15 protein-coding genes are annotated in these 18,836 nt (G+C 67.1%); 4 read left to right on the top strand and 11 right to left on the bottom strand.

What is annotated here, in order from left to right:
• Positions 1 to 54 precede the first annotated feature (54 nt).
• Positions 55 to 816: a HesA/MoeB/ThiF family protein gene (locus FAZ98_RS01175; RefSeq protein WP_158947991.1), complete on the top strand. Its 762-nt coding sequence runs from the start codon at positions 55 to 57 to the stop codon at positions 814 to 816.
• A gap of 184 nt (positions 817 to 1,000) precedes the next feature.
• Here FAZ98_RS01175 and ptsP read toward each other — a convergent pair whose 3' ends face one another.
• The 7 genes from ptsP to FAZ98_RS01140 all read right to left on the bottom strand — a co-directional run bounded on the left by ptsP (position 1,001) and on the right by FAZ98_RS01140 (position 9,303).
• Complete coding sequence (gene ptsP / locus FAZ98_RS01170) at positions 1,001 to 2,740, bottom strand: phosphoenolpyruvate--protein phosphotransferase (protein WP_158947989.1); 1,740 nt, start codon at positions 2,738 to 2,740, stop codon at positions 1,001 to 1,003.
• Positions 2,741 to 2,950: 210 nt separating this feature from the next.
• Positions 2,951 to 3,220 (bottom strand): HPr family phosphocarrier protein, encoded by a 270-nt coding sequence (locus tag FAZ98_RS01165; protein WP_158947987.1) that lies wholly within the window; start codon positions 3,218 to 3,220, stop codon positions 2,951 to 2,953.
• A gap of 138 nt (positions 3,221 to 3,358) precedes the next feature.
• On the bottom strand, positions 3,359 to 3,868 hold the full coding sequence (locus tag FAZ98_RS01160; RefSeq protein WP_158947985.1) for a PTS sugar transporter subunit IIA: 510 nt from the start codon (positions 3,866 to 3,868) through the stop codon (positions 3,359 to 3,361).
• Positions 3,869 to 4,331: 463 nt separating this feature from the next.
• Positions 4,332 to 5,285: a glutathione synthase gene (gene gshB, locus FAZ98_RS01155; RefSeq protein WP_158947983.1), complete on the bottom strand. Its 954-nt coding sequence runs from the start codon at positions 5,283 to 5,285 to the stop codon at positions 4,332 to 4,334.
• 116 nt (positions 5,286 to 5,401) lie between these two features.
• A complete protein-coding gene (gene gshA / locus FAZ98_RS01150; protein WP_158947981.1) occupies positions 5,402 to 6,691 on the bottom strand; it encodes a glutamate--cysteine ligase in 1,290 nt (429 codons plus the stop codon).
• A 682-nt stretch (positions 6,692 to 7,373) separates the two neighbouring features.
• Entirely contained in the window at positions 7,374 to 8,873 is a 1,500-nt protein-coding gene (locus tag FAZ98_RS01145) for an ammonium transporter (protein WP_158947979.1), read from the bottom strand.
• A gap of 91 nt (positions 8,874 to 8,964) precedes the next feature.
• Positions 8,965 to 9,303 (bottom strand): P-II family nitrogen regulator, encoded by a 339-nt coding sequence (locus FAZ98_RS01140; protein WP_020566534.1) that lies wholly within the window; start codon positions 9,301 to 9,303, stop codon positions 8,965 to 8,967.
• A gap of 533 nt (positions 9,304 to 9,836) precedes the next feature.
• On the opposite strand from FAZ98_RS01140, the gene FAZ98_RS01135 reads away from it, so the two are divergent.
• Both FAZ98_RS01135 and FAZ98_RS01130 read left to right on the top strand, forming a co-directional pair.
• Complete coding sequence (locus FAZ98_RS01135) at positions 9,837 to 10,094, top strand: accessory factor UbiK family protein (protein ID WP_158947977.1); 258 nt, start codon at positions 9,837 to 9,839, stop codon at positions 10,092 to 10,094.
• Between the two features lie 335 nt (positions 10,095 to 10,429).
• Positions 10,430 to 12,070, top strand: coding sequence for a YifB family Mg chelatase-like AAA ATPase (locus FAZ98_RS01130; RefSeq protein ID WP_158947975.1), 1,641 nt, complete (start codon positions 10,430 to 10,432; stop codon positions 12,068 to 12,070).
• A gap of 406 nt (positions 12,071 to 12,476) precedes the next feature.
• Here the strand turns inward: FAZ98_RS01130 and FAZ98_RS01125 are convergent, their stop codons facing one another.
• Positions 12,477 to 13,133 carry a hypothetical protein gene (locus tag FAZ98_RS01125; RefSeq protein ID WP_233272635.1) on the bottom strand — a complete coding sequence of 219 codons (657 nt, stop codon included), beginning with the start codon at positions 13,131 to 13,133 and terminating at the stop codon, positions 12,477 to 12,479.
• A 171-nt stretch (positions 13,134 to 13,304) separates the two neighbouring features.
• Between FAZ98_RS01125 and FAZ98_RS01120 the strand changes: the two genes are divergently transcribed.
• Positions 13,305 to 13,838: a TlpA disulfide reductase family protein gene (locus FAZ98_RS01120; RefSeq protein ID WP_158947973.1), complete on the top strand. Its 534-nt coding sequence runs from the start codon at positions 13,305 to 13,307 to the stop codon at positions 13,836 to 13,838.
• A gap of 91 nt (positions 13,839 to 13,929) precedes the next feature.
• Here FAZ98_RS01120 and FAZ98_RS01115 read toward each other — a convergent pair whose 3' ends face one another.
• The 3 genes from FAZ98_RS01115 to FAZ98_RS01105 form a co-directional block, all read right to left on the bottom strand.
• Positions 13,930 to 15,288 (bottom strand): sigma-54-dependent transcriptional regulator, encoded by a 1,359-nt coding sequence (locus FAZ98_RS01115; protein ID WP_158947971.1) that lies wholly within the window; start codon positions 15,286 to 15,288, stop codon positions 13,930 to 13,932.
• A 38-nt stretch (positions 15,289 to 15,326) separates the two neighbouring features.
• Positions 15,327 to 17,333: a sensor histidine kinase gene (locus FAZ98_RS01110; RefSeq protein ID WP_158947969.1), complete on the bottom strand. Its 2,007-nt coding sequence runs from the start codon at positions 17,331 to 17,333 to the stop codon at positions 15,327 to 15,329.
• A 210-nt stretch (positions 17,334 to 17,543) separates the two neighbouring features.
• Positions 17,544 to 18,830: a dicarboxylate/amino acid:cation symporter gene (locus tag FAZ98_RS01105; protein ID WP_199272310.1), complete on the bottom strand. Its 1,287-nt coding sequence runs from the start codon at positions 18,828 to 18,830 to the stop codon at positions 17,544 to 17,546.
• Positions 18,831 to 18,836 lie beyond the last annotated feature (6 nt).

Here is an 18,836-nt window from a genome sequence, read left to right as displayed (position 1 = left end):
GCGCATGTCGCGGCCTCCCCGGCCCATCGCAGCGCCAGCACCCTGCGCATCGCGATGAACGACGACCAACTCCTCCGCTATTCCCGCCATATTCTCGTCGACGAAATCGGCATCGAGGCGCAGCAGCGCTTTCTCGACGCGCACGCGATCGTCGTGGGCGCGGGCGGTCTCGGCTCGCCCGCGGCGATGTATCTCGCGGCCTCGGGCGTGGGCACGCTCACGCTCGTCGACAACGACAGCGTCGATCTCACCAATCTGCAGCGCCAAATCCTGCATGAGACGGCTGCCGTCGGCCGCGCCAAGGTCGAGTCGGGCCGCGACGCCCTCGCGCGCCTGAATCCCGAGGTGCGGGTGCGTGCGCTGCAAACGCGCATCGACGCGGCCTGGCTCGATGCGCACGTGCCCGGCGCGACCGTCGTGCTCGACTGCACCGACAACTTCGCCACGCGCCACGCGATCAATCGCGCCTGCGTGCAGCACGGCGTGCCGCTCGTCTCGGGCGCGGCGCTGCGCTTCGACGGCCAGATCAGCACGTTCGATTTCCGGCGCGAGGACTCGCCCTGCTACGCCTGCGTGTTTCCCGAAGATCAACCGTTCGAGGAAGTCGCATGCTCGACGATGGGCGTGTTCGCGCCCACGGTGGGCATCATCGGCGCGATGCAGGCGGCCGAGGCGTTGCGCGTGATCGGCGGCATCGGCGAAACGCTGGTCGGGCGGCTCATGATGCTGGACTCGCTGCGCATGGAATGGAACACGATGCGCGTGGCGCGTCAGCCCGATTGCCCCGTGTGCGGCGAGCGACACGTGCACGCCTGACCGCGTTGCAAGCTCGTGGGCGTAAAAAAGCCCCGGTCGAGGCCGGGGCTTTTTTGCATGCGCGCGCAACGAACTCGCATCGCGTCACGCGAGCATGCGATGAATCACGCGAGCATGCAACGAGTCACGCGAGCACGCGATGAGTCACGCAAGCATGCAACGAGTCACGCGAGCATGCAACGAGTCACGCAAGCGTGACGCGCTTCAACGCCGCCTGAAGTTCTTCGGGCTCGTAGGCGGCCAGCACATCGGCAACGGGCTTTTCGAGCGTCTTCAACTGCGAGCGCAGGATTTCCTGCTTCACCACGAGCAGCTGGCTCGGATGCATCGAGAACTCGGTGAGCCCCATGCCGAGCAGCAGCCGCGTCATGCTCGGGTCGCCCGCCATCTCGCCGCACACGGAAACCGGCACGCCCGCGCGCTTCGCCTCGCGCAGCGTATGCGCGATCAGGTGCAGCACGGCCGGGTGCAGCGGATCGTAGAGATCGGCGACCGCGTTGTCGGCGCGATCGATCGCTAGCGCGTACTGGATCAGGTCGTTGGTGCCGATCGAAAGGAAGTCGAGCCGGCGCAGGAAGATGGGCAGCGCGAGCGCGGCGGCCGGAATCTCGATCATCGCGCCGACCTGGATATTGGGATCGTAGCTGAGCCCGGCGTCGTCGAGCTGGCGCTTCGCTTCGCGGATCAGGTCGAGCGTCTGGTCGATCTGCTGCGCGTGCGCGAGCATCGGAATCAGGATCTTGACCGCGCCGAACGCCGAGGCGCGCAGGATCGCGCGCAACTGCGTGAGGAACATCTGCGGCTCGGACAGGCTCCAGCGAATCGCGCGCAAACCCAGCGCCGGGTTCGCCGCCGTCTCGTAGCCGTCGCCGCCGCTCATCGAGTCGAGCGGTTTGTCGGCACCCACGTCGATCGTGCGGATCGTCACGGGCAGCCCGTTCATCAACTCGGCCGCGCGCCGGTAGGCGATGAACTGCTCCTCCTCCTCCGGCAACTGGTCCTTGTGATTCATGAACAGGAACTCGGTGCGGAACAGGCCCACGCCGGTCGCGCCCGAATCGAGCGCGGCCTGCGCGTCCTCGGGCAATTCGATGTTCGCGCAGAGCTGGATTTTCGAGCCGCACAGCGTTTGCGTGGGCGAGAACTTGAGGCGCTGCAGCTTGCGCCGCTCGAGCGCCATCTCGCTCTGGCGGTACGTGTATTCCTCGAGCACGATGGGCGCGGGATCGACGATGACGATGCCGTGATCGCCGTCGACGATGATCAGGTCGTCCTGGCGAATGAGCGCGCTCGCCTGCTGCACGCCCACCGCCGCCGGAATGCCCAGGCTGCGCGCGACGATCGCCGTGTGCGAGGTGCGCCCGCCGAGGTCGGTGACGAAGCCCTGAAACGCCTGCCCCTTGAACTGCAGCATGTCGGCCGGCGCGATGTCGTGCGCGACCACGATCATCTCGTCGCAGCCGCCGTGCAGCACCGCGGGCGACGCGCCCGCGAGCGCCTTCAGCACGCGCTCGACCACCTGCTCGATGTCGGCTTTGCGCTCGCGCAGGTATTCGTCCTCGACTTCGTCGAAATGGCGCGTGAGGCGTTCGAGCTGCTCGGTGAGCGCCCATTCCACGTTGAAGCGGCGCGTGCGGATGAGGTCGATGGTCTCCTGCACGAGCATCACGTCGTTCAGGATCATGAGGTGCACGCCGATGAACGCGCCCATCTCGGAGGGCGCGTCGGCGGCGAGGTCGGCACGCAGCGTGTCGAGCTCCTGGCCGACCACGGCCAGCGCGACGCGAAAGCGCTCGATTTCCCCGTCGATCTGCGGATGCTCGATGAGATAGTGGTCGACGTCGAGCGCGGCCGGAGCGATCAGATACGCTCGCCCGATGGCGATACCGCGTGATACGGGAATTCCATGCAGCGTGAACGGCACGCGCACCTCCTCTGGTTATTGATGCTGCGGCAAACCGCTGCAATGCGCTCTCTCAGACCCCGACCGTGATTATAAATTCCGTCGCGCCCGAATGTGGCGGTGCGCACCGCTGCGGCCTTGCGCAGCAGGCCGCGCGATTGGCGCACCGCAAAAAAAACGCCGCGACGAGCGCGGCGTTTCTGGCGAAGCCAATGCGGGGCGTGAAGCGGCTTACTGGCCTTCGCCGAACTTGTCGGCGATGAGCTTGAGCAGCGCGCTCATGGCGTCGGCCTCGTCGGGGCCTTCGGTTTCGATCAACACCGTACTGCCGATACCGGCCGCGAGCATCATCACGCCCATGATGCTCTTGGCGTTGATGCGGCGGCCGTTGCGGCTCATCCAGATTTCCGACTGATAGTTGCCTGCGAGTTGCGTCAGCTTCGCCGACGCCCGCGCGTGCAGGCCGAGTTTGTTCACGATGGTCGTTTCTTGTTGCAGCATGGTTCGATCCGGGCGCAGTTTTTAGGAATGTAGCGAGATTCTTGCGGCGAGCCTTCGTCCGCGTCGAACCGCCAGGCGGTCAGGCGGGTGCGGTCAAACAGGTGGCGAAACGGCGGCGCGGCCGCCGGGCTCGAGCGGCTAAGCCGGTTTGAGCGCCGCGGCGGTGCTGCACGCGCCGGCGCCGTTCGCGACTTCGGCCGCGGCTTCCGCACAGGGCGTGGGCGCGCAACCGCAGTCGGCGGGCGAGGACGCGGGCGGCGTGCCCGGCCCGATGGTCTGCACGCCCTTGCTCGCGCCAGCCAGCGCCTTTTCGACCAGCGTGTCGAGCGGCGTGGCGCGGTAGCACACGGCGCGCACGAGCATCGGCAGGTTCACGCCCGCCAGCACACGCACGTCGGGCACGGTGGCGAGCCGCGCGGCAATGTTCGAGGGCGTCGCGCCGAACATGTCGGTCAGCACGAGCGCGCCGTTTTCCTCGCGCAGCCGCTCGATCTCCGAATTCGCCTGGGCGACCACCTGCGCGGGGTCACTGTCCGGGAGCACGTCGAGCGCGCCGATGCGCGCGGGACAACCGCCATAAATATGTGCAATGCACTCGCGCAACGCGGTGGCGAGCGGTGCGTGCGCGATGATCAAGATCCCTGCCATGTCAGCCTGAAGCGATATGCAAAAAAGACGGCTTCGGTTCATTGCAGCGCCGAACCCGGAGCCAGCCGTAAGCTCACGGGGTCGGAACACACGCCGCGCGTGGCGGCCGTTACCTTCTACAGTAGCAAGATAGCGGCCCGCCAGCCCGGAACATGGGCTCGCGGCATTGTAGCAGGGTCATTTTCGCGCACACGAGGCGGGTTTGCCCATGCTTTTACGCGCGGCGCGACGGGTGTCGCGCGAGGGTCACATTCGCTTGCATCGGCGCGCGGGCTCTGGTGCGTCGGGCCGGCCACCCTGCCGGGGCCGCCCGTGACACGAAGATGCCGGCGAGCGCGCGCGATTCAAGCCCGCGCCGCAGCGCGCGTCCAGGTGCGGGACTCGAAAAGGCGCCTTTGCGCCGAACGGCTCGACGCGCGCGGAAGCCCCCTCACACGTGCGACATCGACATCGACATCGACAATCAGGCCGCCGCGCGCTCCAGCGCGTCGATGAACATCGCAGCCACGTCGAAGCCGGTCTGCTCCATGATTTCGCGGAAGCACGTCGGGCTCGTCACGTTGACTTCGGTGAGCCAGTCGCCGATCGCGTCGAGCCCCACCAGCAGCAGGCCGCGCGCCGCGAGCACCGGCCCGAGCGTGCGCGCGATTTCCTTGTCGCGCTCCGTGAGCGGTTGCGCCACGCCCAGACCGCCCGCCGCGAGATTGCCGCGCACCTCGTTGCCCTGCGGAATACGCGCGAGCGAATACGGCACCGGCTCGCCGCCGATCAGCAGGATGCGCTTGTCGCCGTTCTTGATTTCGGGGATGAACTTCTGCGCCATCACGCTGCGCGCGCCGTCCTCGCTCAGCATCTCGATGATCGAGCCGAGGTTCATGCCGTCGGGCTTCACGCGGAACACGCCCATGCCGCCCATGCCGTCGAGCGGCTTGAGGATCACGTCCTGGTGTTCTTCGTGGAATTTGCGCAGGCGCGCGGCGCTGCGCGTCACGAGCGTGGGCGCGACGAACTGCGGAAATTCGCCGATGGCGAGCTTTTCCGAGTGATCGCGAATCGACTGCGGCTTGTTGAAGATCTTCGCGCCCGCGCGCTCGGCAATTTCGAGCAGCCAGGTCGACGTCACGTATTCCATGTCGAACGGCGGGTCCTTGCGCATGATCACGGCGTCGAAGTCCGTGAGCGCACGGGAGTCCGGCGTGTCCTTGAACCACGTCTCGCGATGCAGGTCCGCCGTGTCGCCGACGATCTCGAAGCGCCGCACGTCCGCCTCCACGCGGCCGCCGGTCCACGCGAGATGCTGCGGCTCGCACGCATAGAGCGTGTGGCCGCGCTTCGCGGCCTCGGCCATCATCGCGTAGGTCGAGTCCTTGTAGATCTTGAACCGCTCGAGCGGATCGGCGATGAAAAGAATGTTCATGTCGTCCCTGCTGAAACTCATCCGTTATGACGGCAACGCCCGCTCGGGGCGGGCGCTGCGTGAATTGACTGCGAGGTCGTGCGACGCGACCGTACTGCGTAGCGAAGCCGCCGGCGTCAGACCTGGATCGCCTCGGGGTCGGTTTTTTCCAGTTCCACCGAGGCGGCCAGCAAACCGAGCCGCGCGACCACGCCGTACATGTAGAAGCGGTTCGGCGGCGCGGCGCCCGGCTTCGCGCGCGTATCGGGCAGCGCCGTGTGCTCGAAACCGAGCGGCACGAAGTGCATGCCGGGCGCGTTCAGGTTCTGGTCGCGCTCGCGGCTGCCGTGCGCGCGGTAGAAGCCGCCCACCACGTAGCGGTCGATCATGTACACGACCGGTTCCGCCACTTCGTCGCCGATATGCTCGAAGGTGTAGACGCCTTCCTGCACGATCACGTCGTGGACTTCGAGCCCGTCCTTCGTGGCCGACATCTTCGCACGTTCGCGCTTCGTGAGTGCGGCGACCTCGGAAGCGTCGTGCACCGTCATGACGCCGCGGCCGTCGGTGCCCGCGTCGGACTTGATGACCACGTACGGTTTTTCGGTGATGCCGTACTCGCGATACTTCTTCGCGATCTTCTTGAGCACCGCGTCGATCGCCGTGGCCAGTTGCTCCTCACCCGTGCGCGCCTCGAAATCGACGCCTTCCACGTGCGAGAAATACGGGTTGATCATCCACGGGTCCACGCCCACCATCTTCGCGAACTTCTTCGCGACGTCGTCGTAACACGAGAAGTGCGTGGATTTGCGGCGCACGGCCCAGCCCGCGTGCAGCGGCGGCAGCAGATATTGCTCGTGCAGATTCTCGAGCACGGGCGGAATGCCGCCCGAGAGGTCGTTGTTCAGCAGGATCGAGCACGGGTCGAAGTTCTTCAGGCCGAGGCGGCGCTGCGAGCGTTCGAGCGGTTCGAGCACGATCTTCTGGTTGTCCGCCAGCGAAATGGTGACCGGCCCGGCGATGCTGTCGTCGAGCGTGCCGAAGCGCACGTTCAGGCCCGCCTGACGCATGATCGTGGCGAGCCGCGCGACGTTCTCCAGATAGAACGCGTTGCGCGTGTGCATTTCCGGGATCACCAGCAGATTCTTGGCGTCCGGGCAGATCTTCTCGATCGCGGCCATGGCCGCCTGCACGGCGAGCGGCAGCACTTCTTCCGGCAGGCAATGGAATGCGCCGGGAAAGAGATTCGTGTCGACCGGCGCGAGCTTGAAACCGGCGTTGCGCAGGTCGACCGAAGCGTAGAACGGCGGCGTGTGCTCCTGCCATTCGAGGCGGAACCAGCGCTCGATGGCCGGCGTCGCGTCGAGGATGCGCTGCTCCAGCTCGAGGAGCGGGCCATTCAACGCCGTAACCAGATGCGGGACCATAAGGGGTGACTCGCGGACTAAAGCAATGATTGTAGGGAAACCGGCCGTTTATCTGGGGACGATTGCGGCCGTTGCAAGATGCCGCCCAGGCCTTTATCGACGCCGTCTTTCAGCGCTTTCCCCTCACCCGCGGCAGGGGTAATCGGCGCGCCGGCGGCGGGATGCTCCCATCGACCAGCCATTCTGGACCGCCCACGGTGCGCGGCGCAACGGTCACGCCGATTGGGCCCACGCGGCGAAGGGACACTACGCGAGCGCACGACGAGGGACACTACGCGAACACGCCTGACCGCCGTTTTATTCCCGCCCGGTTTCCCGCCCGGTTTCCCGCCCGATCTCCCGGCGATTTCCCGGCGATCTCCCGGCGATTTCCCGACGATTCCGCGTGGCGATGCGTGGCGTTGCGTGGCATTGCGTCTTTGGCTCGCCAGCCTCGTCTTTACGGAGATAACGCAAACCGCACCGGAGATAACGCAAACCGCACGCCCGCTGCTCCGGTCTTCCAGCGGGCAAGCCGCAAGCGGTCCGCGGCCGCCATCGACAGCGTTATCCGGCGGCGCAAAGAAAAAGGCCCGCCGGAAAACCGGCGGGCCAGGTCGCTGCTGCTTGCCTTGCTACGGACTGCTACGACTCACTACTCCAACCCTGTTGCCAGGTGCCGTGCCCGCGTCGAACGCCGCGCTTACTCCACGCGCTCGCCGTGCAGGATCACGTCCAGACCTTCGCGCTCTTCTTCTTCCGTGACGCGCAGGCCCATGACCATGTCGATGATCTTCAGCAGGATGAAGCTGCCCACGCCGCTGTAGATGACCGTCGTGAGCACGCCCTTGATCTGCAGGACGATGCTGCCGTCGAAGCCGCCGATGTCCTTGACCGCGAACACGCCCGTCAGGATGGCGCCGATGATGCCGCCGATGCCGTGCACGCCGAACGCGTCGAGCGAGTCGTCGTAACCGAACTTGTGCTTGAGCCACGTGGCCGACCAGAAGCAGACCACGCCCGCCACCACGCCAATCACGATCGCGCCCAGCACGCCGACGAAGCCCGAAGCCGGCGTCACGGCGACTAGACCAGCCACGGCGCCCGAGGCGATACCGAGCACCGAGGGCTTGCCCTTGGCGATCCATTCGGCAAACATCCAGCCCAGTGCGGCGCAGGCCGTCGCGATTTGCGTCGTGAGCATCGCGAAACCGGCACGGCCGTCAGCCGCCACTGCCGAACCCGCGTTGAAGCCGAACCAGCCCACCCACAGCATGGCCGCGCCCATCAGCGTGAGCACGAGGTTGTGCGGTGCCATCACTTCGCGGCCGTAGCCAACCCGCTTGCCGAGCACGAGGCAGCACACCAGACCGGCCACGCCGGCGTTGATGTGCACCACCGTGCCGCCCGCGAAGTCGAGGATGCCAGCGCTGGCGAGCCAGCCCGTCGGTTCCCAGACCATGTGCGCGATCGGTGCGTAGATCAGGATCGACCACAGCGACATGAACACCAGCATCGCCGAGAACTTCATGCGGTCAGCGAACGCACCGGTAATGAGCGCCGGCGTGATGATCGCGAACGTCATCTGGAACACGAAGTAGACGCTTTCCGGGATCGTCGTGGCGAGGTGGCTCACGGTGAGCGTGGTCGCCTTGTCGCCCTTGATGTAGTTCATGCCTTCGAGGAACACGCGCGAGAAGCCGCCGACGAACGCGTTACCCGGCGTGAACGCGAGCGAGTAACCGATCACCGTCCAGATCACCGTGACGACGCAGGTGATCGCGAAGCTCTGCATGAGCGTCGAGAGCACGTTCTTCTTGCGGACCATGCCGCCGTAGAAGAGCGCGAGGCCCGGGATCGTCATGAACAGCACGAGCGCGGTGGAGGTCAGCATCCACGCGGTGTCGCCCGAATTGATCTTCGACGAGTCGACCGAGAACGGCGCGGTCGGCGCGGCGGGTGCGGCGTCCGAAGCGGCAGCGGCGGCGGCGGCGGCCGGTGCGCTTGCGGCGGCGGCCGGAGCCGATGCCGTGTCGGCGGCGGGCGCCGAGGCCGGTGCGGCAGCCGAGGCGTCGGGGGCCGAAGCCGTGGTGGCGGGCGCGGAGGCCGCAGCCGGTGCGGAGGCGTCGTCCGCCAGCGCGGCGCCGACGCCGCTGGCCAGCAACGAGCCGGCCATCAGCAAGGACATCAAAAGTTTGCGCATCTCGAAGTTCCTCTTGTCTCTAACAGAGTTGACGCTTGCGGCTTAAGGGGTCGCTTTCGCGTCTAACCCGGGTCCCATGCGTGAAGTGTGGTTACAGCGCGTCGGCGCCGGTTTCGCCCGTGCGAATACGGATCACCTGTTCGATCGGCGTGACGAAAATCTTGCCGTCGCCAATCTTGCCGGTGCGGGCGGCGCGCTCGATCGCCTCGATCGCCTGGTCGACGATGTCGTCGGACACGGCGGCCTCGATCTTCACCTTCGGCAGAAAGTCGACGACGTATTCCGCGCCGCGATACAGCTCCGTGTGGCCCTTCTGGCGCCCGAAGCCCTTGACCTCCGTTACCGTGATCCCCGAAACGCCGATCGCCGAGAGGGCTTCGCGCGCCTCATCGAGCTTGAACGGCTTGATGATTGCTGTAATGAGTTTCATGTAGTCCTCGCTGTGGTTGCTTCATCCCCTGGTTGCTTCTGCAACGGGCGCCTTGCGAGCGGCGCATTGGTCACCCCGCGTCGCTGGCGCACCGTGAGCCAACCATCGTTCGGTGCGCGGGGCAGTAAAAGCAACAGGTGTGCCAGTTTGTTTCAGGCCCGCTCTGCGGCGCTTCTGACCTGGTTCGATGCAAGCGCGGCAAAAGACGGGGACAATGCCGGTCCGCGCCCGCGAAGGCGCGGCCCGCAAGGCCCTGGCCGAACGGCCAACGTGCCGCGCGCGCGGTGGCGTGGCCGGTTGAAGGTTGTTAGAGTGTCCGCAGGATTCGCCCGGCGCGCCGCGCCGGGAGCGGGTGCGAGGCGGCGTGGCGCAGTTGCGCGGCACGCGTGGTGCGGTCTGCCGCAGCGAGGCGCACCCGTTGCGTGCGCACTCGCCGGCGATCCATCGGGCATGCACCAAGATCGATCACGATGCGAACCGGGGCACGGGCGAAACGAAACTTGCACAATTTTTGTGCAGCGAAGGGGAAACGAATGAAACAACCGAACGACGTCTTCAACGATCTGCAGTCGCGCTTCAGCGACCTTCTCAAGAACTCGCCCGCGCGCGACGTGGAGCGCAACATGCGCGCGATGCTTTCGCAGGGCTTTTCGAAGCTCGACCTCGTCACGCGCGAGGAATTCGACGCGCAAACGCAAGTGCTCCTGCGCACGCGCACGCGCCTCGAAGAACTCGAACGCCGCGTGGCCGAACTCGAACAAAAGCTGCCGGCAACCGGCCAGTCGTCGTAACCCGGCGATGTTCGCGCGCGGGCGTCCGCCTCGCTGCGCGGAGCTTGCGCGGTTTGTTGCGCACGGTGCGCGGCTAAGTGGCGGGCGGCTAGCGGCGCACGGCTAGTAGCGCGCGGCTAGCGGCGCACGGCTAGTGGCGCAGTTGCGCGGTCGCGCATTCCTCGGGCTCGTCGTGCCGGTTTGCGCCACATCATCGCGGTAAAGCATCGCGCCGCGCCGAAAGCGTTCCGTAGCGCGATCGAAATGGAACCGTAAAGTGGCATCGCCTCACCAGCCTGGCGCATGCGCGGCGCGCCGTTCACGCGCGAGCGCCGCGCCATCTTCCGGAGAATCCCATGTCGCTTGCCGTGGTGCGCAGCCGCGCGCCGGCTGCTGGCCGCGCGCCCGAAGTTACCGTCGAAGTCCATCTCGCCAACGGCCTGCCGTCGTTTTCCATCGTCGGCTTGCCCGACCTCGAAGTGCGCGAAAGCCGCGAGCGCGTGCGCGCCGCGCTCTGCAACTGCGGCTTCGACTTTCCCGTGCGGCGCATCACCGTCAACCTGGCGCCCGCCGATCTGCCGAAGGAATCGGGCCGCTTCGACTTGCCGATCGCACTCGGCATACTCGCGGCGAGCGGCCAGTTGCCGGTCGCGGCGCTCGCCCATCGCGAATTCGCCGGCGAGTTGTCGCTCACCGGCGCCGTGCGTCCCATGCGCGGCGCGTTCGCCATGGCGTGCGGCACGGCGCGCGCGCAAGCGGACCGCGAAACGCGCGCGGAGCTAGCGGCCGATGCCCTAACCCGCATCAGCGCGTCGTCGATTGTTGGCATTCCTGACGATGAAGCGCGCCACGCGAACGACGCGCGGCGCGGCGCAACCGAGCTGTATCTGCCAGCGCACAACGCGGCCGAAGCCGCGCTCGTGCCGGGTGTGATCGTGTATGGCGCGGCGGATTTGCGCTCGCTGTGCGCGCATCTCGCGGGCGCCGACCCCGGAGCGCGTCTCGCGCCCGTGCGGGCCGCCGCGCTCGACGCGGCGCAAGCGGCCGCCGGGCCGGACATGGCCGACGTGATCGGCCAGCGCGGCGCGCGCCGCGCGCTCGAAGTGGCGGCGGCGGGCGGTCATCATCTGTTGATGGTCGGGCCGCCGGGCGCGGGCAAGTCGATGCTCGCGGCACGCCTGCCCGGCCTGCTCCCGCCGATGACCGACGCCGAAGCGCTCGCCTCGGCCGCGCTGCTCTCCGCGAGCGCGATCGGCTTCACCCCGCAGCAATGGCGGCGGCGGCCGTTTCGGGCGCCGCATCATTCGTCGAGCGCGGCGGCGCTGATCGGTGGACGCAATCCGCCGCAGCCCGGCGAGATCACGCTCGCGCACCTGGGTGTGCTCTTTCTGGACGAGCTGCCCGAATTCGATCGCCACGTGCTCGAAAACCTGCGCGAGCCGCTCGAAGTCGGCGCGATCACCATCTCGCGCGCCGCGTGGCAAACCGACTTCCCGGCCGCGTGCCAGCTCGTCGCGGCCATGAATCCGTGCCCATGCGGCTGGCGCGGCGATCCTTCCGGGCGTTGCCGCTGTACGCCCGAAGGCGCCGCGCGTTATCTGCGCAAGCTCTCCGGGCCGCTGCTCGACCGCATCGACATCCAGATCGAGCTGCCAGCGCTGCCGCCCGCCGAACTCGCCGCCCGCGCCCACGCCGCCGCCGAGCCGAGCGCCGCGATTGCCGCGCGCGTGCAGGCGGCCCGCGCAACGCAGCTCGCGCGTCAGGGCAAAACCAATCGCGAACTCACGGGCCGCGAAACCGACACCGTCTGCCAGCTCGACGCCGCCGGCGAGGCCTTGCTGCGCGAAGCGGCCGAACGCTTCGGCTGGTCGGCGCGCGCGCATTACCGCGTGCTCAAGGTCGCGCGCACGATCGCCGATCTCGCGCAAACCGCCATGCCGGACGCCGTACACGTGGCCGAAGCGGTGCAGTATCGGCGGGTGCTCGCCGAGGCGTGAACGTGGACGCTCCCCCGCGCCCTCGGCAGACGAATAGCGCCAATAAATCGAAGTCAAGACTTGACTTATGCACACAACCTCGTGTTACGCCCCGATTTGCGCGTCGTTCGCATTACGCGAAGGCGATTTCCGTAAGTCATTGATTTTTATGCTTTTCAGGGCACACAGGAAAGCACGCAAAATGGTCGAAAAGCCCGATGGACGGCCATTTGCGGCTTTTGGACGCGCCTTGTCCACAAAGTTACCCACAAGCGATGTGGGTAACCTGTAAACCTTCAATCAAATCCGCAAGATAGCGAGTAAACCTGCTGCCCGACTTTCATAACGGGCCGCAAATGCCCGTGATTGCGCGATGCCCGATACATGTTCCGGACTCCGGAATCTCAGGACAGCGCAGCGTGGATATTCAGTACAGCTTGAAGGACGTGAAGAACTGATCGACCTGCTCGGCGGGCGGTTCTGCGCGCCCCACGATCGCAATCTGGTACGCACGCGTACCTTTGGCGACGAGGCGCGCGTGTATCGTGCGCGTCTCCCCGTTCGCGCCCGCTTTCCCGGCCACGCGCAGTTCCACGCCCTCGACCGCGCCGCCCACGGCGAGCGGCACCGCGACCGCACGCGCGTCGGGGGCGGCGCTCACGTTGCGGGCGAGCCCGGCGCGCAGGAAATCGAGCGCCTTCTGCTGCGTGGCGGGTTGCGCGTCGGGCAATTCGAGCGTGCCGACCACGAACACGTCGCCGGCGACTTCGGCGGTTTGCACGCGCATGGGCATGGCGGTGCCGTTCACGTCGATACGGCGTTCGTCGCTGCCGGGCTTGGCGGGCAGATCGACGGTGTAGCCGCTGTCGTTGTTCGAGATCGTGCGCCAGTCGTAGGTCGGCGAGCAGGCCGCGAGCGCCACGGCGCCCGCGAGCACGCCGTACGCAAGCACGCGCGGCTCGCAGCGGGCGCGCCGCCGCGGGATCGCGGCAAGCACGGCGGCCAGGATCGCCACCACGGCCACGAGCGCCATCGCGACCCGCCACGAAATCCACGCCGTCGGCACCGCCGCTATCGACGTCAACCCTGCATCACGAAGCCCGGCCAATCGCATGAGCGTCCACGGTTCGACTTGAAAGGAAACATCATTATCCGCTCCGGCGCGCCCTGCGTTGCGCTGGAAACGATATGTCAGAATTCAGAGCTACAATACGCTCGCTCATTCCCGCGTCCTTCGGCGCACGAGGCAAGACCCATGACCGCTGCATCCCCGAATTCCCCGCAAGCGCGCTCCGGCGCGATCCGCAGCATCGGCGCGGCCGTCGTCGTGATCGCGCTCGCCGTGGCCGGTTACTTCGCGTTCTTCGGCAGCCAGCAGCGCGTGCCCGACGCGACCTTCACGCTGCTGTCCGGCCAGAAAGTTTCCACGCATGATCTCAAGGGCAAGGTCTATCTCGTCAACTTCTGGGCGACGAGCTGCACGACCTGCATGGCCGAAATGCCGAAGATGATCCAGACCTATAACCGCTTCAAGGGCGAAGGTCTCGAGTTCGTGGCCGTGGCAATGAACTACGACGCGCCGATGTACGTCGCGAACTATGCGCAAACGCGTCAGCTTCCGTTCAAGGTGGCCATGGACGACGGCTCGGCCGCGAAGCAGTTCGGCAACGTCCAGCTCACGCCCACGACGTTCGTCGTCGACCGCAACGGCAAGATCCTCAAGCGCTACGTGGGCGAGCCGCAGTTCGCGGAACTCGATCAGCTGTTGCAGAAGGCGCTGGCGACCTGATCCACGCGCTTTAATGCGAAACAAAAAAGCAGCGGAAATCCGCTGCTTTTTTTTTCGTCCGCGCGCTGTGTTCACGCGCACTTCAGCCCCGTCACGCCCGCGCGTCGCCTTCGCGCGCCACCAGCCCGTAGCGGCGAATTTTCTCGTAGAGCGTGGCCTTCGCCATCTGCAAACGCTCGGCCGCTTGCGCGACGGCACCGTTGCTCTGCTGCAGGGCGTCGGCGATCAGCGCGCGCTCGTAGTGCTCCACGCGCTCCTTGAGCGGCAGCGTTTCGTCGGCGCTGCCCGGCGCGTCGGCGGAAAGATCGTCGGGAATGCCCAGCACGCGCCGCTCCGCCGCGTTGCGCAACTCGCGCACGTTGCCGGGCCACTCGCGCTGCGCGAGGCGCATGCGGTCGCGCTCGGTGAGCAGCGGCGCCGGGCGCTGATAGCGCACGGCGGCATCGAGCAGAAAATGCTCGAACAGCGGCACGATGTCTTCGCGGCGCTCGGCGAGCGGCGGCAGCGCGATCGTCACCACGTTCAGCCGGTACAACAGGTCGCGCCGGAACGTGCCGGCGGCCACGTGCTCGTTCATGTCGCCCTTGGCCGCCGCCACCACGCGCAAGTCGGCGCGTACCGGCTGATTCGAGCCCAGCCGCTCCAGCACGCCGTCCTGCAGCACGCGCAGCAGCTTGACCTGCAACGCGAGCGGCATGCTCTCGATCTCGTCGAGAAACAGCGTGCCGCCGCTCGCGTGTTCGAGCTTGCCGATCCGGCGCTTGGCCGCGCCCGTGAACGCGCCCGCCTCGTAGCCGAACATCTCCGACTCGAACATCGGCTCGGGCAGCGCGCCGCAATTCACGGCCACGAACGGCCGGTCGTGGCGCGGCGAAAGCTCGTGCAGACTGCGCGCGATCAGTTCCTTGCCCGCGCCCGTGTCGCCGTTGATGAGCACCGAGGCGTCCGTGGGCGCGACGTTCGCGATCAGCTTGCGCACCTGCTCGATTGCCGGACTCTTGCCGATGATGCGCGGCGCGAGCGCGTTCTGTCCCGCCAGCTCGCGGCGCAGCGCGACGTTTTCGAGGATCAGCGTGCGGCGCTCCAGGGCGCGGCGCACCGTTTCGATCAGCCGCTCGGAGGCGAACGGCTTTTCGATGAAGTCGTACGCGCCGTCGCGCATCGCCTGCACGGCCATGGATATGTCGCCGTGACCGGTGACGAGAATCACGGGCACGTCGGGCGCGCGCTCGTGGCACTGCGCGAGCAGGTCGAGGCCGCTCATGCCGGGCAGGCGGATGTCGCTCACCACGATGCCCGCGAATTCGGCGCTCACGAGCGGCAGCGCGGCTTCCGCGTTGGCGAAACCGGCCGCGTCGAAGCCCGCGAGTTGCAGGCTCTGCACGCCCGCGCGGCGCACGAGTTCGTCGTCTTCTACGTAAAGCACCCGGCCGGGCTGCGTGGTCACCATGCGAGTCGCACCATGTCGTTCGTCGTCCTTGAAGCGGTTCAGAGCCCCGCCGCGCGCGCCGCGTTCGCCGCATCGGCGCGCGCGCGCCGCAGCGTGAGCGTGAAGCACGCGCCGCCTTCCTCGTTGTTGGCCGCCGTGAGCGCGCCGCCGCAATCGCGCGCGATCGACGACGAAATGGCGAGACCGAGCCCCAGGCCCTGCCCCATTTCCTTGGTCGTGAAGAACGGCTCGAACAGCCGCGGCAGCACGTCTTCGGGAATGCCGGGGCCATTGTCGCGCACGGCGATCGACACCGTCGCGGCGCTCGCGTGCACGTCGACGGCGAGCTGCGGCGCGCTCACCTCGGCCACCGCGTCGAGCGCGTTGCCGAGCAGATTGATGAGCACCTGTTCGAGCCGCAAGTCGTCGCTTTGCGCGAACAGGTCGGGATACCCGGCGTGCGTGTCGAGCGGCGCGGGCGGCGCGCCGTCTTCGTGCAGCGTGAGCGCGATGGGCACGCCGTTCAGGCGCTTGCCGAGCAGCGCGAGCGCGTTGTGCAGCGCGCGCGCCACGCTCGAGCGCGCGCTCTTCGGCCGTGCGCGCCCCACGAACAGTTTGAGCTGATTCACGATCTTGCCCATGCGCTCGGTGAGCGAGCCGATCGCTTCGAGATTCTCTTCCGCCGCCGCGTACTGGCCGCGTTCGAGAAACACGCGCGTGTTGTCGGAGAAGCTGCGCAGCGCGGCGAGCGGCTGATTCAATTCGTGCGTGATGCCGGCCGCCATCTGCCCGAGCGCGGCGAGCTTGCTCGCCTGGATCAGCTCGTCTTGCGTCGCGCGCAACTCGTGCTCGGCGCGCGTGCGTTCGGCCACTTCCTGCTGCAAGCGCTCGTTCGCCTGCGAGAGGTCGGCGGTGCGCTCGGCCACGCGCTCGTTGAGCATCGCGTAGGCCTTTTGCAGCATCGCGCGGCTGCGCATGACTTCCTGCACGCGCGCGCGGCGCATGCGCCAGTAGAAGCCAAGCAGGCACAGCGAGACATAGCCGAAGCCGGTCATGATGGTCGTGTCGCGCGCAGCGTCGAGCACGGGATCGATCGACGACATCGTCACGAGATGCCAGTCCGGCTCGCCCAGCGCGCGGCGCGTTTCGAGGTAGCGCGGCGCGCGCAGGCCGCTGCCGATACGCACGATGTCGGCGTCGCCTTCGAGCACGCGCTCGACGCCGGCCGGCAGCGGTGTCAGGCGCGCGTTCGCGTACTGGCGCGTGGCGTCGATCGCCGCGACCACGGCCGGCGCGAGCGGGCTCATCGTGCGGTATTTCCAGGCGGGCACCGAGGACAGAAAGATCACGCCGTGATCGTCGGTGACGAGCAGCGGCTCGGACGCATCGGCGCCCGGAAACCATTCGAGATTGAGCTTGACCACGGCCACGCCAACGATCTTGCCGTCGCGCCGCACGGGTTGCGAGACGTAGTAACCGGGATCGTGCGAGATCGTGCCAATGGCGAAGAAGCGGCCCACGCCTCCCTTCACCGCGTCGATGAAATACGGCCGGAACTGGTAGTTCACGCCCACGAAGCTGTCGGCCTCGTGCCAGTTGCTCGCGGCGATGCTCATGCCGTCGGCGCGGATGATGTAGGTCGTGGTCGCGCGCGCGTGGCGGTTCACGTCTTCGAGGTAACGGTTCGCGGCCGCGACCCATTCGGGTTTCGGGTCCGCGAGCACGTCCTGCACGAGCGGATGCTCGCCCACGATGTACGGCAGCGAGTCGTAGCGTTCGAGCGTGCTCTTGAGCGCGGCCGTGGTGCGGTCGCCGCGCACGGCGGCGTTGCGGCGCAGCGTGTCGATGCCGGTCTGCCAGGCGAGCGCCCACGAGAGCGCGCAGACGGCCGCGAGCCCGGCGGCGAGCACGATGAGAAGAATGAGGCGGCGCGTCACGTGAGCGGCTTCCGGGCGGTCAACACGATCGAAACGGTCGGGAAATGAGGTCGATTGTGTCACACGTGAAAAACCCGGCAAGCCGCGTGTGCGGCGAAGAGTGCGAGCGCGGCGCGACGGCGGCGCCATCGGCACCCTCGCGCGCGGCAGAAGCAAAAACGGGCGACGCGGTGCAGGGGACACGCCGCGCCGCCCGGCGGCCCGATGGCCGATAAACGGTCAATGCAATACTACGTGCAACCTCGGGCGGCGCGTTTCGGTAAGCATCGGCATCTCTCGACCTGCATCGACCTGCATCGACACACACCGGCGCCTGGCGCGCCGCGCCGCCTGAGCCGGTTACACGCCCGCGCCTTCCTTCACCGCCTCGGCTTCGCCCGAGAGCACCGCGCGCAGCTTGTCGCGGTCGAGTTCCTTTTCCCATGCCGAGACGACCACCGTGGCCACGCCGTTGCCGACGATGTTGGTCAGCGCGCGGCACTCGCTCATGAAGCGGTCGATACCGAGAATCAGCACCATGCCCGAGAGCGGGATCGTCGGCACCACGGCCAGCGTGGCGGCGAGCGTGATGAAGCCCGCGCCGGTCACGCCGCTCGCGCCCTTCGAGGTGAGCATCGTCACGGCGAGCAGCGTAAGCTGCTGCGTCCACGTGAGGTCGGTGTTGGTCGCCTGGGCGATGAAGAGCACCGCCATCGTCATGTAGATGTTGGTGCCGTCGAGGTTGAACGAGTAGCCGGTCGGCACCACGAGACCCACCACCGAGCGCGAGCAGCCGAGGCGTTCGAGCTTCTGCATCAGTTGCGGCAGCGCCGACTCCGACGAGCTCGTGCCGAGCACGATCAGCAGTTCTTCCTTGATGTACGAGACGAAGCGGATGATCGAGAAACCCGTGAAGCGCGCGATCGCGCCGAGCACGACGAGCACGAACACGACCGAGGTCAGATAGAACGTGCCGATCAGCTTGAGCATCGGGATCAGCGAACCCACGCCGTACTTGCCGATGGTGAACGCCATCGCGCCGAACGCGCCGATCGGAGCGAGCTTCGTGACGATCTTCACGACGCCGAACAGCACGCCCGAGACGCCGTCGATGAAGTCCGTGACCACGCGGCCGCGCTCGCCGATCTGCGTGAGCACCGCGCCGAACAGCAGCGCGATGAGCAGGATCTGCAGGATTTCGCCCTGCGCGAACGCCGAGAAGATCGTGTCCGGAATGATGTGCATCAGGAAGTCGACGCTGCTCTGGCCGTGCGCCTTTTCGGCGAAGCTCGCGACCGACTTGGCGTCGAGCGTCGTCACGTCGACGTTGAAGCCGGCGCCCGGCTTGAGCACGTGCGTGGCGATCAGGCCGAGCACGAGCGCGAAGGTCGAGACGATCTCGAAGTAGAGCAGCGCCTTGCCGCCCACGCGGCCCACCTTCTTCATGTCTTCCATGCCGGCGATGCCGGTCACGACGGTACAGAAGATGATCGGACCGATCACCATCTTGATGAGCTTGATGAAGGCGTCGCCGAGCGGCTTCATGTCGATGCCGAGCGCGGGCCAGAAGTGCCCGAGGATCACGCCGACGACGATCGCCACGATCACCTGGAAGTAGAGGACTTTGTGGAGAGGTTTCTTCACGATGGTTCC

Source organism: Paraburkholderia acidisoli, from assembly GCF_009789675.1.
GTDB lineage: Bacteria > Pseudomonadota > Gammaproteobacteria > Burkholderiales > Burkholderiaceae > Paraburkholderia > Paraburkholderia acidisoli.
Note: the sequence above shows the minus strand (reverse complement) of the source record. Positions and strands in the feature narration are given on the sequence as shown.

Excerpts from the sequence above, each read along its gene's own strand:
- FAZ98_RS01175 (WP_158947991.1), top strand. The coding sequence starts at position 55 with ATGAACGACGACCAACTCCTCCGCTATTCCCGCCATATTCTCGTCGAC.
- FAZ98_RS01165 (WP_158947987.1), bottom strand. The coding sequence starts at position 3,220 with ATGCTGCAACAAGAAACGACCATCGTGAACAAACTCGGCCTGCACGCG.
- FAZ98_RS01160 (WP_158947985.1), bottom strand. The coding sequence starts at position 3,868 with ATGGCAGGGATCTTGATCATCGCGCACGCACCGCTCGCCACCGCGTTG.
- gshB (WP_158947983.1), bottom strand. The coding sequence starts at position 5,285 with ATGAACATTCTTTTCATCGCCGATCCGCTCGAGCGGTTCAAGATCTAC.
- gshA (WP_158947981.1), bottom strand. The coding sequence starts at position 6,691 with ATGGTCCCGCATCTGGTTACGGCGTTGAATGGCCCGCTCCTCGAGCTG.
- FAZ98_RS01145 (WP_158947979.1), bottom strand. The coding sequence starts at position 8,873 with ATGCGCAAACTTTTGATGTCCTTGCTGATGGCCGGCTCGTTGCTGGCC.
- FAZ98_RS01140 (WP_020566534.1), bottom strand. The coding sequence starts at position 9,303 with ATGAAACTCATTACAGCAATCATCAAGCCGTTCAAGCTCGATGAGGCG.
- FAZ98_RS01135 (WP_158947977.1), top strand. The coding sequence starts at position 9,837 with ATGAAACAACCGAACGACGTCTTCAACGATCTGCAGTCGCGCTTCAGC.
- FAZ98_RS01130 (WP_158947975.1), top strand. The coding sequence starts at position 10,430 with ATGTCGCTTGCCGTGGTGCGCAGCCGCGCGCCGGCTGCTGGCCGCGCG.
- FAZ98_RS01120 (WP_158947973.1), top strand. The coding sequence starts at position 13,305 with ATGACCGCTGCATCCCCGAATTCCCCGCAAGCGCGCTCCGGCGCGATC.
- FAZ98_RS01115 (WP_158947971.1), bottom strand. The coding sequence starts at position 15,288 with ATGGTGACCACGCAGCCCGGCCGGGTGCTTTACGTAGAAGACGACGAA.
- FAZ98_RS01110 (WP_158947969.1), bottom strand. The coding sequence starts at position 17,333 with ATGGCGCCGCCGTCGCGCCGCGCTCGCACTCTTCGCCGCACACGCGGC.